The 14,690-nt window shown below is 73.3% G+C and carries 14 protein-coding genes; 9 read left to right on the top strand and 5 right to left on the bottom strand.

The features are described 5' to 3' along the window. Window positions 1–10: 10 nt before the first annotated feature. On the bottom strand, window positions 11–1,330 hold the full coding sequence (locus V2J52_RS11675) for a Glu/Leu/Phe/Val dehydrogenase dimerization domain-containing protein (RefSeq protein WP_331227888.1): 1,320 nt from the start codon (window positions 1,328–1,330) through the stop codon (window positions 11–13). Window positions 1,331–1,475: 145 nt separating this feature from the next. Between V2J52_RS11675 and V2J52_RS11670 the strand changes: the two genes are divergently transcribed. The 8 genes from V2J52_RS11670 to V2J52_RS11635 all read left to right on the top strand — a co-directional run bounded on the left by V2J52_RS11670 (window position 1,476) and on the right by V2J52_RS11635 (window position 9,577). Then, window positions 1,476–2,423 (top strand): LysR family transcriptional regulator, encoded by a 948-nt coding sequence (locus tag V2J52_RS11670; RefSeq protein WP_331227887.1) that lies wholly within the window; start codon window positions 1,476–1,478, stop codon window positions 2,421–2,423. A 28-nt stretch (window positions 2,424–2,451) separates the two neighbouring features. Next, a complete protein-coding gene (locus V2J52_RS11665; protein WP_331227886.1) occupies window positions 2,452–3,252 on the top strand; it encodes a fructosamine kinase family protein in 801 nt (266 codons plus the stop codon). Between the two features lie 71 nt (window positions 3,253–3,323). Then, window positions 3,324–4,280, top strand: coding sequence for a metal ABC transporter solute-binding protein, Zn/Mn family (locus tag V2J52_RS11660; protein ID WP_331227885.1), 957 nt, complete (start codon window positions 3,324–3,326; stop codon window positions 4,278–4,280). 191 nt (window positions 4,281–4,471) lie between these two features. Then, window positions 4,472–5,191, top strand: a complete 720-nt coding sequence (locus tag V2J52_RS11655; protein ID WP_331227884.1) for a metal ABC transporter ATP-binding protein — start codon at window positions 4,472–4,474, stop codon at window positions 5,189–5,191. Further along, window positions 5,184–6,050 carry a metal ABC transporter permease gene (locus tag V2J52_RS11650; RefSeq protein ID WP_331227883.1) on the top strand — a complete coding sequence of 289 codons (867 nt, stop codon included), beginning with the start codon at window positions 5,184–5,186 and terminating at the stop codon, window positions 6,048–6,050. Before V2J52_RS11655 ends, V2J52_RS11650 begins: the two co-directional genes overlap by 8 nt. After that, window positions 6,047–7,087 (top strand): metal ABC transporter permease, encoded by a 1,041-nt coding sequence (locus V2J52_RS11645; RefSeq protein WP_331227882.1) that lies wholly within the window; start codon window positions 6,047–6,049, stop codon window positions 7,085–7,087. Before V2J52_RS11650 ends, V2J52_RS11645 begins: the two co-directional genes overlap by 4 nt. A gap of 60 nt (window positions 7,088–7,147) precedes the next feature. Then, window positions 7,148–8,389, top strand: a complete 1,242-nt coding sequence (locus V2J52_RS11640; protein WP_331227881.1) for an MFS transporter — start codon at window positions 7,148–7,150, stop codon at window positions 8,387–8,389. Between the two features lie 132 nt (window positions 8,390–8,521). Then, the gene (locus V2J52_RS11635) at window positions 8,522–9,577 is read left to right on the top strand and encodes an alcohol dehydrogenase catalytic domain-containing protein (RefSeq protein WP_331227880.1); all 1,056 of its coding nucleotides are present in this window, start codon (window positions 8,522–8,524) and stop codon (window positions 9,575–9,577) included. A 52-nt stretch (window positions 9,578–9,629) separates the two neighbouring features. Here V2J52_RS11635 and V2J52_RS11630 read toward each other — a convergent pair whose 3' ends face one another. From V2J52_RS11630 to V2J52_RS11615, 4 genes are all read right to left on the bottom strand, one after another. Continuing rightward, a complete protein-coding gene (locus tag V2J52_RS11630; protein ID WP_331227879.1) occupies window positions 9,630–10,250 on the bottom strand; it encodes a hypothetical protein in 621 nt (206 codons plus the stop codon). 180 nt (window positions 10,251–10,430) lie between these two features. Further along, a complete protein-coding gene (locus V2J52_RS11625; RefSeq protein ID WP_331227878.1) occupies window positions 10,431–12,170 on the bottom strand; it encodes a pyruvate dehydrogenase in 1,740 nt (579 codons plus the stop codon). 81 nt (window positions 12,171–12,251) lie between these two features. Continuing rightward, window positions 12,252–12,569 carry a PAAR domain-containing protein gene (locus V2J52_RS11620; protein WP_331227877.1) on the bottom strand — a complete coding sequence of 106 codons (318 nt, stop codon included), beginning with the start codon at window positions 12,567–12,569 and terminating at the stop codon, window positions 12,252–12,254. Then, window positions 12,569–13,891 carry a COG1470 family protein gene (locus tag V2J52_RS11615; protein WP_331227876.1) on the bottom strand — a complete coding sequence of 441 codons (1,323 nt, stop codon included), beginning with the start codon at window positions 13,889–13,891 and terminating at the stop codon, window positions 12,569–12,571. The genes V2J52_RS11620 and V2J52_RS11615 overlap by 1 nt, the downstream gene beginning before the upstream one ends. A 167-nt stretch (window positions 13,892–14,058) precedes the next feature. Here V2J52_RS11615 and V2J52_RS11610 point away from each other — a divergent pair, with 167 nt between their 5' ends. Then, window positions 14,059–14,682, top strand: coding sequence for a LuxR C-terminal-related transcriptional regulator (locus tag V2J52_RS11610; protein WP_491062123.1), 624 nt, complete (start codon window positions 14,059–14,061; stop codon window positions 14,680–14,682). The last annotated feature ends 8 nt before the right edge of the window (window positions 14,683–14,690 follow it).

The following is a 14,690-nucleotide window of genomic DNA, read 5'->3' as shown; positions in this document are numbered from 1 at the left end:
GGGCCGGGTGCTACGGGATATCGATCCGCGGCGCCCCGGCGAGGGCGTGCAGGTTGGCGCCGCACAGCTCCCAGGCGCTCTGCCGCGGGGCGGTGCCCGCCGTGTCCCACGCGGCGAGGAGGTGCACGATCTTCGGCCGCATCTCGGTGCGCAGCCGCCCGAAGGTGTCCTCCGGGTCGGTGGCGACCTGGCCTTGGAGCAGCCACCACGCCCAGGCGGCGCCTCCCGCGTTGACGACGAAGTCCGGTACCACCGGGACACCGCGTGCGAGCAGCGCTGCCTCCGCCTCTGGCGTCGTCGCTGCGTTGGCCGCCTCGACGACGACGCTCGCGGCGATGTCCGCGACGTTGCGCTCGTTGATCGCGTAGGAGACCGCGGCAGGCACCAGGATGTCGGCGGGCAGTGACATGACGGCGTCGCGGGGCAGCTGCCGGACGCCGTCGGGCACCCGCGAGCGGTCGATCTCGCCGTAGTCGTCGCGCAGCGCCAGCAGCGACGGGACGTCGAGGCCCTCGGGGCGGTACAGCGTGCCGGCGACGTCGGCGAGCGCGACGACGCGCATGCCGGCCTCGTGGAGGTACCAGGACGCGCCACCACCCATCGTGCCGACGCCCTGGACCGCGACGGTGGTCGCCGGCACGTCCCAGGACCACGTGTCGGCGACGCCGAGGCAGGCCTGGGCGACGCCGTAGCCGCCGATCACCTCGGCGAGCAGCGCGCCACCGGGCACGGTGGCTGCCAGCCCGGCACGGACCCGGCGCAGCGCGGCCGCCGGGTCCGGTGCCCGGCTGATCGCCGCGTGGTAGGACTGGTCGAGGCCCAGCCGCAGGAAGACGTCGTCGATGATCTCCTGGGTGACACCGAGGTCCTCCGCGGTCACCCAGTGCTGGTCTGGCCACGGCGCCATGGCGGCGTAGAACCGTTCGAGCACGCCGGTAGCCCGCGGGTCGCGCGGATCGAGGTCGATGCCGCCCTTGGCGCCGCCGACCGGGATCTCGAAGGCGGCCATCTTCGCCGACATCGCCCGGGCGAGGTCCTCGACCTCGTGCTGCGTGCAGCCGGCGCGCATCCGGGTGCCACCGGTCGCCAGGCCGGACACCAGGGTGTGGACGACGAGGTGGCCGGTGGCCCCGGTGACCGGGTCGGTCCAGCTGAGCCGCAGCGCCGGCTCGCCGCCACGGATGTCGGCGATGGCGGGCTGGTCATCGGCCGGTCGCACCTCTGCCGGCCAGTCGTCGGCCGGCCACCGATCGACCTCCGGGGCGGCTGCCGCCTGGTGCCGCACCGGCACGTCACCCGCGCTGCGTCGTGACTCGTGAATCGTGGTCATCGCACTCACCTCCGGCGAGCTGGGGGTCGTTCCCTCAGCGTGCGACAGTTCCGAGCGGGGGTCCACCGTTGGCTCGACAGGGTTCCTGCACGGTCACGTGCAGAGTTCCTGCACATCGAGGGCCGCCGCTGCCTAAGGTGTGGAGATGGAGCTCTCGTTGCGTCGGCTGCGCATGCTGCGCGAGCTGCACCGGCGCGGCACGATCACCGCCGCTGCGAGCGCGCTGCACTACACCGCGTCGGCAGTGTCCCAGCAGCTGGCCCAGCTCGAGCGGGAGGTCGGGGTGACGCTGGTCGAGCGGCACGGCCGGCGGGTCCAGCTCACCGAGCTCGGCCTCGTCCTCACCGAGCACGCCGAGGAGATCCTCGACTCCGTCGAGCGCGCCTCGGTCGCCCTCGAGCGGGCCCAGGAGGGTGTCACCGCACGGCTGACCGCCGGCGTGTGGGCCTCGGTGGCCGCCACCCTGGTGCCGTCGGCGCTGGCGGCGCTCGCGGTCGACTACCCGGGCATCGAGGTGCAGACGAGGGAGCTCGCCCCGGAGGACACCGCCGGCGCGGTGCGTGACGGTGCTCTCGACCTGTCATTCGTCATCGACTACTCGGACTACGCGATGCCGTGGGACCCGGCGCTGGACCGGTCGGTGGTGGCGGTGGAACGGATCCACGCGGCGGTGCCTGCGGGCGTCGTGCCGGACTCCAGCGTGTCCCTCCACGACCTGGCCGACCACCCGTGGATCCTCGCGGGGCGGCGCTCGCACTTCGGTCGTGCGGTCCGGATCGCTACCCAGCGCAGCGGCTTCGAGCCACGTATCGCCCACGAGGTGGGGGAGCAGTTCACCGCGTTGGCGATGGTCGCCGGCGGCCTCGGGGTCACGCTGGTCTCCGACCTCGGCGCGGCGACGGCGCCGGCCGGCGTGGACATCGTGGCGCTGACCGAGCCGGTGATGCGCACCGTCTCGATCGCCCACCGGATGACGACGCCGCCGCGGCCCGCGGTGCAGCTGGTCATCGACGCGGTGCGCGCCGCCGCGGTGGACCGGGGCCTCGGGGTGGCCGGCGAGCTGCCCGGTCCCGACGACGCCGCGCCGCGCTGAGGCGCCGCGGCGCTGCGACCATGGGTCGATGAGGACCTTCCACAAGACCGATGACCCCGTTGTGCTGCGGCACGAGGCCGCCGGGCTGCGCTGGCTCGCCGCGGCGCAGGACGACGGCGGGGCCGCCGTCGTCGAGATCCTCGCCGAGGGGGAGGGCTGGTTCGACCTCGCCCACCTGCCCTCCGCGACCCCGACGACGCCGGCGGCCGCGGCGTTCGGCCGGGCGCTGGCCCGCACCCACGCTGCCGGGGCGCCGTCGCTCGGGTGCGCGCCGCCGGGCTGGCGCGGCGAGGTGGTCCGCAGCTCGGGGCCGATGGCGCACCACCCGTACGACGCGCAGCCGCCCACCGACCGGTGGGGCGAGTTCTACGCGAGCTACCAGCTGCGGCCGTACGTGCGGCGCGCCCGACGCTCCGGCGTCCTGCCGGCCGAGGGTGCTGCCGTCCTCGAGCGGGTCGCCGACCGGTTGGCCGCGGGCGACCTCGACCACCCGCAGCCGGCGCTCGTCGGTGACGGCGCCGCCCGGCTTCACGGCGACCTCTGGGGCGGCAACGTCATGTGGACGCCTGGGGCGGAAGGGGCCCGAGGGGTGCTCATCGACCCGGCCGCGCACGGCGGGCACGCGGAGACCGACCTCGCCGCCCTGGCGCTGTTCGGCGTGCCGCGGCTGGCCGACATCCTCGCCGGCTACCAGGAGGTGTCCCCGTTGGCCGACGGCTGGCGCGAGCGCGTCGGCCTGCACCAGCTCACCCTGCTGATGATCCACGTGGTCATCTTCGGCGGCCATTACGTCGAGGAGGCGGTCGCCGTCGCCGAGCAATACAGCTGACCGGTACTGCTCGACGCGGAGTTCGGCTACGCTTCGACTGAAAGTTAGGGCGTACGAACTCCGGAGGTCTGGTGCGGCGGTCATCACTCGAGGGCATCGCGCTGAGCGCCGCGCTGCTGGCCGCGCTGGCAGCGTGTGCCGGCGGCGGCGGAACGGCCGGCGCGCCGGGCCAGCTGCGCGTGACGGTGACCACCACGCAGGCTGCCGACCTTGTACGGTCGGTGGGCGGTGAGCACGTCGAGGTGACCGCACTCATGGGTCCGGGCATCGACCCGCACCTGTACCGCGCCACGCAGCGGGACGTCCGTGCGCTGGTGGAGGCGGACGTCGTCGTGCACCACGGGCTGTTCCTCGAGGGGCGGATGGCCGAGATCCTCGAGGGGCCGGCGCTGGATCACACCCTCGCGCTCACCGACGTGCTGCCCACCGCCGAGCTGCTCGACCCCACCGGCGAGCCGGCCACCGAGGACGGCCGGGAGCACGCCGACCCGCACGTGTGGTTCGACCCCGACCTCTGGGTGCAGGTGGTCGACCCCGTCGTCGAGGAGCTCGCGGCGCTGCGGCCCGAGCACCGCACCGCGTTCGAGGAGGGCGCGGCGCGGTACACCGCGGACCTGCGCGCCGCCGACGAGTACGCCGAGGAGCGACTCTCCCCGGTCCCCGCGAACGCCCGGGTGCTCGTCACCTCCCACGACGCGTTCGGCTACCTCGGCCGTGCCTACGACCTCGAGGTGCTCGGCGTCCAGGGGCTGTCGACCGAGGACGAGGCGGGCATCGGCGACCTCCGCGAGCTCGCCGACCTGCTCGTGCGCCGCCAGGTCCCGGCGCTGTTCACCGAGTCGAGCGTCTCGCCGGCCGGCATCGACGCGGTACGCGCCGCGGCCGCCGACCGCGGCTGGCAGGTGACCGTGCCGGAGGCCGGGCTGTACTCCGACGCCCTCGGCCCCGCCGGAACCCCCGCGGAGACCTACGCCGGGATGCTCCGCGCCAACGCCGACACCATCGCCACCGCCCTCGGAGCACCATGACCACCGACCCCTGCCCCGCTCCAGAGCCATCACTTTCGCCGACAGCGGGATTGTCCACGGGCAACCCCGCCCCACCCCCTTCGCCGACAGCGGGATTGTCCTCGACAGCGGGATTGTCAACGCGTCGCCGGAGGCTCCGGGGACGCCCTCACGCCGCTGCCCCGCCGGCCGACGACGGGGAGCCGCTGCTGGTGCACGGTGTCACCGCGGCCTACGGCGAGACGCCCGCGCTGTGGGACGTCTCGCTCGAGGTGCCCCGTGGCCGGCTCGTGGGCATCGTCGGACCCAACGGTGCCGGCAAGTCCACGCTCCTCAAGGTGATCATGGGCCAGCTGGCCCCGGTCGCCGGCCGGGTGACGGTCTTCGGCCGGCCGATCGACCAAGCCCGCCACCTGGTCGGCTACCTGCCGCAGCGCAGCAGCGTCGACTGGGACTTCCCGACCGACGCGCGCGACGTCGTCGAGATGGGCACCTACGGCCGGCTCGGCTGGCTGCGACGCCCGGGAGCCCAGCAGCGCAGGATCGCCGAGCGTGCGCTGGCGCGGGTGGGGATCGCGGACCTCGCCGACCGGCAGATCGGCCAGCTCTCCGGCGGCCAGCAGCAACGGGTGTTCCTCGCCCGCGCGCTGGCCCAGGACGCCCCGCTCTACCTCGCCGACGAGCCGTTCGCCGGGGTCGACTACGTCACCGAGCGCGCCGTCATCGACGTGCTGCGCGAGCTGCGCGACGAGGGCCGGACCGTCGTCGTCGTCCACCACGACCTCGCCTCGGTCGCCGACTACTTCGACAGCGTCGTGCTGCTCAACCACCACCTCGTCGCCGCGGGGCCGACCGCCACCACCTTCACCCCGCAGAACACCGCCCGCACCTACGGCCGCGCCACCGACGAAACAACGGACGACGATGGTTGAGCTGCTCGGGTCGTTCCTCGGCGACTACACGCTGCGGACGGTGGCGCTGGGCGCCGCGGTGCTCGGGGTGCTCAGCGGGGCGCTCGGCAGCTTCGCGGTGCTGCGCCGCCAGAGCCTGCTCGGCGACGCGCTCGCCCATGCCACCCTCCCCGGCGTCGCACTCGCCTTCCTCCTCACCCAGACCCGCAGCACCCCGGTGCTCATGGCCGGCGCCGCCGTCTCCGCCGCGATCGCCGCCGTCCTCGTGCTCGTGGTCGTCGGGCGCACCCGTATCAAGCAGGACGCGGCGCTGGCGATCACGCTCTCGGTGTTCTTCGGCGCCGGCACCGTGCTGCTCACCTACCTCGCGGCGGCGGGCACCGCCGGACAGTCGGGCATCGACCGGTTCATCTTCGGCCAGGCCGCCACCATCGTCGCCGCCGATGTCCAGGCGATGGTGGTGGTCGCGGCGGCGGCGCTCGCGGTCGTCCTCGCCTGCTACAAGGAGCTCAAGCTGGTCTCCTTCGACCCCGGCTTCGCCCGCGCGGTCGGCTACCCGGTGCGCCGCCTCGACCTGCTGCTCACCGCGCTGCTCGTCGTGGCGATCGTCATCGGGATCCAGACCGTCGGTGTCGTCCTCATGGCGGCGATGCTCATCACGCCGGCGGCCGCGGCGCGGCAGTGGACCCAGCGGCTGGCGACGATGATGGTGCTCGCCGCCGGCCTCGGCGCCGTCGCCGGCGTCAGCGGCGCGCTGGTGAGCGCCACCGCGACCGACCTCCCGACCGGCCCGGTCATCGTGCTCATCGCCACCGCGATCTTCCTCGTCTCGGCGGCCGCGGGCACCCACCGCCGGCGCCGCACCGGGAGCCCGGCATGAGCGTGCACCTGACGATCCTGGTGACCGCGGTGCTCGTGGTCGTGCCCTGCGCGCTGCTCGGGTCCTTCCTCGTGCTGCGGCAGATGACCATGCTCGGCGACGCGATCTCCCACGCCGCGCTGCCCGGCATCGTGCTCGCGTTCTTCCTCACCGGGTCGCTCGGCTCGCTGTCGGCGATCGCCGGCGCCGCGGTGCTCGGGCTGGTGACGGTGGCCGCGGTCGAGGCGCTGCAGCGTAGCGGACGGGTGCGGGCGGACGCGTCGATCGGCATCGTCTTCACCGCGCTGTTCGCGCTCGGGGTGCTGCTCATCGCGCGGTACGGCGGCAACGTCCACCTCGACCTCGAGCACGTCCTCTACGGCGAGATCGCGTTCACCCCCCTCCAGGTGGTGGCCGTGGGGGACACCGTTCTCGGCCCCCGGTCCTGGTGGACGATGGGCGCGGTGACGGTCGTCGTCGGCGGCTTCGTGCTGCTGCTGTTCAAGGAGCTCAAGCTGGCGACCTTCGACCCGGCGCTCGCCGCGGTCATCGGACTGTCACCGGTGCTCGTGCACTACCTGCTGACCGCGGTGCTCTCGGTGACGGTGGTCGGCGCGTTCGACTCGGTCGGGGCCATCCTCGTCGTCGCCTTCCTCGCCGGGCCGCCGGCCACCGCCTACCTCCTCACCGAGCGGCTCGGCCGGATGATGGCGATCGCGGTGGCCGTCGGGCTGCTCGCGGCGGTGGTCGGCTACCTGCTCGCGGTGCTGACGAACGCGTCCATCGCCGGGATGATGGCGACCGTCGTCGGGGCGATCTTCCTGCTGGTGCTGCTCGCCTCGCCCAGCCACGGGCTGCTCGCCGGTGCCGTCCGCCGCCGGCGCCGCGACCACCGGCTGCGGCTCGCGCTCGTCGCGCACGCGGCCGCCGAGCTCGGCGAGGACGCCGACGCCGCAGCTCTCGCAGCCCGGCTGTGCTGGCCGACGCACGAGGTGGTGAAGGTGCTCACCTCCGGCGGCACCGGCCCGCCGCTCCGATACGATGAGCGGACAATCTAGGGTCGGCAGCGCTTCCGGGGTGGGAGGAGCGCTTCTCGTCAACCCCGACGTGGAGATGCATTGTCCGCTCTGTCCTCCTACCGGCGCCTGTTCTCGCTCACCGGTCCCACCTATGTCGTCATCGCGTTCCTCGCGCGGCTGCCCCTGGCGATGAGCCAGATGGGCACCCTGCTGCTCGTCGCCGGGGTGACCGGCAGCTTCGGCGCCGGTGGCGCGGCCGCCGGCGCGTTCGCGGTCGTCAACGCGATCGCCTCGCCGATCGCCGGCGCGCTCACCGACCGGATCGGCCAGCGGCCGGTGCTGCTCGTGCAGTCCGTGGTCGGCTCGCTGGCGCTGGGCGCCCTCGTCGTGCTCTCCGCCGCCGATGTGCCCTGGCAGCTGCTCGCCGTGGTCAGCGGTGTCGCGGGCATGTTCGTGCCGCAGGTCGGCACGCTGGCACGGGTGCGGTGGCGCGAGCTGGCCGCGACCTCCGGCAAGGACCGCTTCCGGCTGGTCTCCGCGGCGTTCTCCTACGAGGGTTCCGCGGACGAGGCGTCGTTCGTCCTCGGCCCGGCGATCGTCGGGACCATCGCCGCGCTCCTCTCGCCGGCCGGGGCCATCGTGCTCGCCGCCGTCATGCTCGCGGTCTTCGGCCTCTGGTTCGCGCTCCATCCGAGCGCCGACGCCGTCCCGGGCCACCGCGGCCAGGGGGCCGCGCTCACGGGCCGGCTGCTGCGCCCGCTGCTCGTCGGGCTCGCCGCCGGGCAGCTGATGGTCGGTGTCATCTTCGGCTCGGTGCAGACCGGCACGACGGCGCTGGCCACCGAGGCGGGCGAGCCCGGCCTCGCGGGGCTGATGCACGGGCTGCTGGGCATCGGCAGCGTCGTCGCCGGGCTGTCGCTGGCCGCGCTGCCGTCCCGCTTCCGGCTGGCCGAACGGCTGCCGGTCTTCGCCGGCGGCCTGGCGCTGCTGTCCCTGCCGCTGCTGCTGGTCGGCGGGCTCGGCGGGCTCGCCGTCGTCCTCCTCGTCCTCGGCGTGGTGGTGGCGCCGTACATGATCACGCTGTTCTCCGCCTGCGAGCGGGTCATCGAACCGCGGCGCCTCGGCGCCGCGATGATGGTGCTCGCCGCCGCGACGTCGCTCGGCTACGCGCTCGGCTCGAGCATCGCCGGCCAGCTCGCCGACGCCGGCGGCTACAACCACGCCTACCGGGTGACGATCGTCGCCGCCTTCCTCGCGCTCGGGCTCGCGCTGCTGCTGCGGGGCGCGCTGCACCGGGAGCGACGGGCCCAGCAGGCGGCGGGCACGCTGCAGGAGGAGTAGCCCGGCGGCCGAAGGGTCGTCGGAGCTGTGCCGTTGGTCCCAGGACGGCGCCGGCCGGGGCCAGTAGCGTGGGGCACCCGAGCCGGATCCCGGGGGGACGCCGAACGGCGGTACCGACCAAGGAGGCTCACCATGAAGGCACTCGTCTACCACGGCCCAGGCAACAAGGCCTGGGAGGAGGTCCCCGCCCCGCAGATCATCGACGCCACCGACGTCATCGTGCAGGTCGACACCACCACCATCTGCGGCACCGATCTTCACATCCTCAAGGGCGACGTCCCGGCGGTGACCGACGGCCGCATCCTCGGCCACGAGGGCGTCGGCACCATCACCGAGGTCGGCTCGGCGGTGAGCCGGCTCGCCGTCGGTGACCGCGTGATCATCTCCTGCGTCTCGTCCTGCGGCTCCTGCTCGTACTGCCAGCAGCGGCTGCCCTCCCACTGCCTCGCTGCCGAGGGCGCGGAGGGCGTGGGCTGGATCTTCGGCCACCTCATCGACGGCACCCAGGCCGAGTACGTGCGCGTGCCGTTCGCGGAGAACTCGCTGCACAAGCTCCCAGAGGGCGTGAGCGACGAGGCCGGCCTCATGCTCTCCGACATCATGCCGACGGGCTTCGAGATCGGCGTCCGCAACGGCCGGGTGAAGCCCGGCGACGTCGTCGTGGTGGTCGGCGCCGGCCCGGTCGGGCTGTCGGTGATCATGACCGCCGGGCTCTACGGCGCCTCACGGGTGATCGCGGTGGACCTCGACGCCAACCGGCTGGCGGTCGCCCAGACCTTCGGCGCCACCGACGCGGTCAACAGCGGCGACGCCGGCTGGCGCGAGCAGGTGATGGCGATGACCGACGGTCTCGGCGTCGACACCGCCATCGAGGCGGTCGGCATCCCGGCCACCTTCGACATGTGCGTCAGCGTCATCCGGCCCGGCGGCACGGTCGCCAACGCCGGCGTGCACGGCACGTCGGTGGAGCTCAAGCTGCAGGACCTGTGGATCAAGGACATCGCGATCACCACCGGTCTGGTGTCGGCCACGACGACGCCGATGCTGCTCAAGCTGGTCGCGCAGGGCAAGCTCACGCCGGAGAAGTTCGTCAGCCACCGGTTCAAGCTCGACGACATCATGTCGGCCTACGACACCTTCTCCCGGGCGGCGGAGACCAAGGCGCTCAAGCTGGCCATCAGCCGCTGAGGCTCGCGACGAGGCGCTGCCGGGCCCGGCCCAGGCCGGTCCCGGCAGAGCGTCAGGTGGCCACCGGCGCCGGCCGGCAGACCTCCTGCCACGACTCCGGGGCCAGCGCGGGCGTGGCAGCCGCCTCGCGCTGGGCCAGGTGCTCGCAGATCGTGATCGCGTCGGTGAGCAGCCGGCGCAGCTCGCCGGCTGGGTCGGTGATGCACGCGCGGGCCAGCCCCACGGTGGCGATCTCGACGATCGTGTCGCCCGGGTGCCCACCGTCGCCGGGCCGCACCCGGTGCACCGCGTCGACGAACTCCCGCGCCCACGCCGCGGCGAGCGGCGCCTGCTCGAACGCGCGCCGGCTCGCGGGGTGCAGCTCGATCTGCGACGACCCGGCACGGGCCGCCCGGCTCCGCTCGCAGGCGAGGACGCCGACGGCGAGCGCCCGCTGGTGGTGCTCGCTCACCACCGGGATGGCGCGGCTCGCGGCGAGGAGCGTGAGCTCGTCGTCCCAGTGCGGGTCGGTGCTGCTGAGCCCGATGACCGAGGGGATGAGCACCGCGAGCCGGGGGCGGTCCTGGTCGTCGGTGAGGTCGTTCACCAGCCTCGCCAGGTGGGCGAGCAGCGGGTGGGTGCACGCCGGCCGGTCGCTCCACCGCTCGCCGGCGAGGTAGGACGCGAGCTCCATGAAGCAGGCGCCTCGTCTCGGACTGCGGTGCTTCCCTCGCGACAGGAGGGGCAGGATCTGGGGTTCCACGACCTCACCTCACACAGTAGGCAGATCCCCAGTGTGGCCCGTACCACAGTTCGCGCGCAACGGGAGCGACCAGGCGTCGGCGTGTCGAGGCGGTGGGTGCTTCGAAGCGGCTCAGCGCCGGGGGATGTTGCGCAGGTTCGACCGGGCCATCGCCATCACCTCGCCGGAGCCGCCGCCGAAGATCTGCTTGGTCATCGCGGTCGCGAAGCCGCGCACCTGGCCGGCAGTGATCGACGGCGGCAGCGAGAGCGCGTTCGGGTCGGTGATCACCTCGACGAGCACCGGCCCGCGCCGGGCGAAGGCCTCGGCGAACGCGTCGGGGAGCTCCTTGGGGTCCTCCACCCGCATCGCCGGGATCCCGAGGGCGAGCGCGACCTGGTGGTAGTCGACGGCGGGGGAGTCGGTGGCGTGGTGGGGCATGCCCTCGACGAGCATCTCCAGCTTGACCATCCCGAGCGAGTCGTTGTTGAACACCACGACGACGACGGGCAGCTCGTAGCGATGCAGCGTGATGAGCTCCCCGAGGAGCATCGACAGGCCGCCGTCTCCGGCGAGCGCGACCACCTGGCGTTGCGGGTCGGCGAAGGCGGCGCCGATGGCGTGCGGCAGCGCGTTGGCCATCGAGCCGTGCAGGAAGCTGCCGATCACCCGGCGGCGGCCGTTGGGGGTGAGGTAGCGCGCGGCCCACACGTTGTTCATCCCAGTGTCGACGGTGAACACCGTGTCCGCTGGGGCTGCCTCGTCGAGCAGCACCGCCGCGTACTCCGGGTGGATCGGGCGGATGGTGTCGACCTTCGTCGTGTACGCGCCGACCACCTTGGTCATGAGCTTGTCGTGCTTCTTGACCATGTCCTTGAGGAACCGGCGGCTCTTCTTCGGCGCGAGCTGCGGCAGCAGCATCCGGACGGTGGCGCCGACGTCGCCGTGCACCGGGACGTCGAGGCGGGTGCGGCGGCCCAGGTGCCGGGCGTCGATGTCGATCTGGGCGGTGCGGACGTCGTCGGGCAGGAACTCGTTGTAGGGGAAGTCGGTGCCGACGAGCACGAGCAGGTCGGCCGACTCCATCGCCTCCTGGCACGCGCCGTAGCCGAGCAGGCCCGACATCCCGACGTCGAACGGGTTGTCGTACTGGATGATCTCCTTGCCGCGCAGCGAGTGGCCCACCGGCGAGCCGATGACCTCGGCGAGCCCGAGCACCTCGTCACGGGCGCCGGCCGCCCCGGCGCCGACGAACAGCGTGACCTTCTTGGCATCGTTGATGGCCTCGGCCAGCGCGGCGACGTCCTCGACGGCCGGGGTGAGCACCGCGGGGCGGGTGGCGGGGTTGAGGGCGGGGGCGTCGTCGTCCACCTCGAGGTCGGCGACGTCGCCGGGCAGGGTGAGCACCGCGACGCCGGGGGTGCCGAGCGCGTGCTGGATCGCGGTGCGGGTGACCCGCGGCAGCTGCGCGGCGGAGGAGATCATCTCCGAGTAGCTCGAGGCCTCGGTGAAGAGGCGGTCGGGGTGGGTCTCCTGGAAGAACTGGGTGCCGATCTCGGCGGTGGGGATGTGCGAGGCGATGGCGAGCACCGGCAGCCGGGAGCGGTTGGCGTCGTAGAGCCCGTTGATGAGGTGGAGGTTGCCCGGGCCGCAGGAGCCGGCGCAGACGGCGAGCCGGCCGGTGACCTCGGCCTCCCCGGCGGCGGCGAACGCGGCGGCCTCCTCGTGGCGGACGTGCACCCACTCGATGCCGTCGGTGCGGCGCACCGCGTCGACCACCGGGTTGAGGGAGTCGCCGACGATCCCGTAGATGCGGCTCACCCCGGCATCCCGGAGCTGACGGACGAGGTGCTCGGCAACGGTCACGGCCATGGCTGCTCCTTCGATCGGTGCGGTCTGCCTCGATCCTCTCCCAGAGTGGGCGGCCCCGCAGATCGGACGACTGCAGCCGGTTCAGCCCCCGATGATCACGGTAGGACAGCCGGGGCCCGGCGCGATCGGTGTGCCGTGCATCGACAGGTCGCCCAGCCGTGCCGCCGGGAAGTTGCCGATGAGCACCGTCATGCTTCCCATGGCGATGCCGTTGGGCGCCGGCGAGACGCACGCGATGCCGCCCGGGATGGCGTTGGCCACGGCCGCCGGCATGTTGCCGATGAGTACGGTCGGTACGGTCGCCGCCGGGGTGATGGCGCCACCCACGTGCGGCTTCGGCCCGTCGAACAGGGGGCACAGCGCCATGTCACCGGCGCGCAGTGCTGGTCCGAGCGGCATCACTCCGACTCCTCGCGCGGCTGCAGCAGCGTGCCGCCGTAGAAGACCGCGGTGTCGCAGGTGGTCGGCGCCGGGTCCTGCGCCGGCGGGACGCCGACCTCGTCGCAGCGCACCGTCATCTCCAGCTCGGCCCCCTCACCGCCGACGATCGGCTCCTGGAAGTGGAAGTCGACCGAGCGGAAGTTCTCCAGCGCGAGGTCGAACAGCGTGCGGTCGCCGAAGGTCACCTCCACCCGGCCGAAGTCGCCCTGCGGGTTGCTCATGACGAAGTCGGTGAGGCGAAGGGTAGCGTCGGTGGGCACGATGAAGGTCCGGGAGGACTGCCCGCCGGCCGGCGTCGTCGCCGCCAGCCGGTCGGCCACCGGCACCACGAGGTTGGTCAGCGACGGGTCGCCGACGAGGTCGGTGGCCTGGGTGGCGGCGTCGCCGGCCGCGGCGGCCGAGCCCTGCGCGGCCTGGGCGGCGTTAGACGCCTGGCCGGCCTGCTCACCGGCCTGCTGCGCCTGGGCCGCGGCCTCCTCGGCCTGCTGGGCGGCCTCGGCCACCGGTTCCTCGACCGCGGCCCTCGCGGCGGACTCGATCGTCGGCTTGAACAGCAGGAACCAGGCCAGCGCCAGCAGGACGAGCAGGCCGAGCAGCGCGAGGAGCGCCTTGGGCAGCCATCGGGGCAGCGTCCGTTCCTGAAGGTGCGTGCCGTCGAGGGTGACGGTGCTCGTGAGGTCGGTCAGCACCGACACCGTGAACTGGTGGGTGACGGGCTCGCCGCGCCAGATGCGCTTGCGGGGCTTGACCTTGAGGTCGGCGAACGCGGCGTGCCCGGGCTCGACGGTGAGCGTGGCCGGCCGGGCGGTGAGCTCGAGCATCTCCCCGGCGTCGACGGCCTCGAGGGAGACCGTGATCGGCGCGTTGCCCCGGTTGTCCACGGCGACGTGGTGGACCGCGCCGCCCCGGCCGCGGGAGGTGCGCGGCACCAGCTCGGCGGTGGTCTCGAGGAACGGCAGCACCTCCACCATGCCCTCGGGCACCACCGCCTGCTCGGGGTGCTGGGTCGGGATGACACGGATGCCGAAGCTCAGCTGCCCGGCCGGCACCGACGCCGACCGCGGCGGGTTGAACGAGACCGTCGCGGTGGTCTCCGCGCCCGGGAACAGGCCGGTGATCTCCGCCGGCTCGACGGTCGCCCAGGCGCCGGGCACCCCGAGCACCTCGAACCGGTACCCTTCGACGATCTCGCTGTTGTTGCGGATCTGCAGCGGGATCGTCTCGATACCGCCCGCAGCGAGCTGGACAGAGGACTTCTCGAGCTTGGCAGTCGTACTCATGGCCTTGACGCTAGGGCCGCCCGCCGACCGGGGGACCGATCGAAACGGCGTCCTCCGGGGCAGCGGACCTGCCCGTTGAGTCCTTGTTGAGTGCACGAATAGTGCCCCGTGCCAGAGTCCGCCCCATGCGGACCGGGCGGTCCGTCAGCGGTGACGGAGGAGGGGCCATGGAACGAGTGTCGGTATGGGTCAATGCGAGGGACCCGATATCGGAGGCGGGTGTGGTGAGCCAGCTACGGCCCCGCCCGGAGATCAGCATCGTCGACCCCAGCGACCACGACTCCGCACTCGTGGCGGTGGTGATCGCCGACGCCGTCGACGAGGACACGCTGCGGATGTTGCGGGTGGTCCAGCGCAAGGGCTTCACCCGCACGGTGCTGGTCGTCGGCGCGCTCGACGACGCCGACCTGGTGACCGCGATCGAGGCGGGCGTCGTCGGGGTGGTGCGCCGCGGCGAGGCCACGCCCGACCGGCTGATCACGGTCATCCAGGCCGCCGCGGCCGGCGAGGGCACGGTGCCGCCCGACCTCCTCGGCAAGCTGCTCGACCAGGTCGGCAAGCTGCAGCGGCAGGTGCTCGGCCCGCGCGGGCTGACGTTCACCGGCCTGGCGACCCGGGAGATCGAGGTGCTGCGCCTCATCGCCGACGGCTACGACACCGGCGAGGTCGCCCGGCAGCTCGCCTACTCCGAGCGCACCGTGAAGAACGTGCTCCACGACGTCACGAGCCGGCTGCACCTGCGCAACCGCTCCCACGCCGTCGCCTACGCGCTGCGCGAGGGGCTGATCTAGGAGGGGCC

This window comes from Georgenia sunbinii (genome assembly GCF_036421875.1).
Lineage (GTDB): Bacteria > Actinomycetota > Actinomycetes > Actinomycetales > Actinomycetaceae > Georgenia_B > Georgenia_B sunbinii.
The sequence above is the reverse complement of the archived record's forward strand: the minus strand, read 5'-3'. Positions and strand labels throughout refer to the sequence as shown.

Coding starts and splice junctions, on each gene's coding strand:
- V2J52_RS11675 (WP_331227888.1), bottom strand. CDS start 1,330: ATGACCACGATTCACGAGTCACGACGCAGCGCGGGTGACGTGCCGGTG.
- V2J52_RS11670 (WP_331227887.1), top strand. CDS start 1,476: ATGGAGCTCTCGTTGCGTCGGCTGCGCATGCTGCGCGAGCTGCACCGG.
- V2J52_RS11665 (WP_331227886.1), top strand. CDS start 2,452: ATGAGGACCTTCCACAAGACCGATGACCCCGTTGTGCTGCGGCACGAG.
- V2J52_RS11650 (WP_331227883.1), top strand. CDS start 5,184: ATGGTTGAGCTGCTCGGGTCGTTCCTCGGCGACTACACGCTGCGGACG.
- V2J52_RS11645 (WP_331227882.1), top strand. CDS start 6,047: ATGAGCGTGCACCTGACGATCCTGGTGACCGCGGTGCTCGTGGTCGTG.
- V2J52_RS11635 (WP_331227880.1), top strand. CDS start 8,522: ATGAAGGCACTCGTCTACCACGGCCCAGGCAACAAGGCCTGGGAGGAG.
- V2J52_RS11630 (WP_331227879.1), bottom strand. CDS start 10,250: ATGGAGCTCGCGTCCTACCTCGCCGGCGAGCGGTGGAGCGACCGGCCG.
- V2J52_RS11625 (WP_331227878.1), bottom strand. CDS start 12,170: ATGGCCGTGACCGTTGCCGAGCACCTCGTCCGTCAGCTCCGGGATGCC.
- V2J52_RS11620 (WP_331227877.1), bottom strand. CDS start 12,569: ATGCCGCTCGGACCAGCACTGCGCGCCGGTGACATGGCGCTGTGCCCC.
- V2J52_RS11615 (WP_331227876.1), bottom strand. CDS start 13,891: ATGAGTACGACTGCCAAGCTCGAGAAGTCCTCTGTCCAGCTCGCTGCG.
- V2J52_RS11610 (WP_491062123.1), top strand. CDS start 14,059: ATGGAACGAGTGTCGGTATGGGTCAATGCGAGGGACCCGATATCGGAG.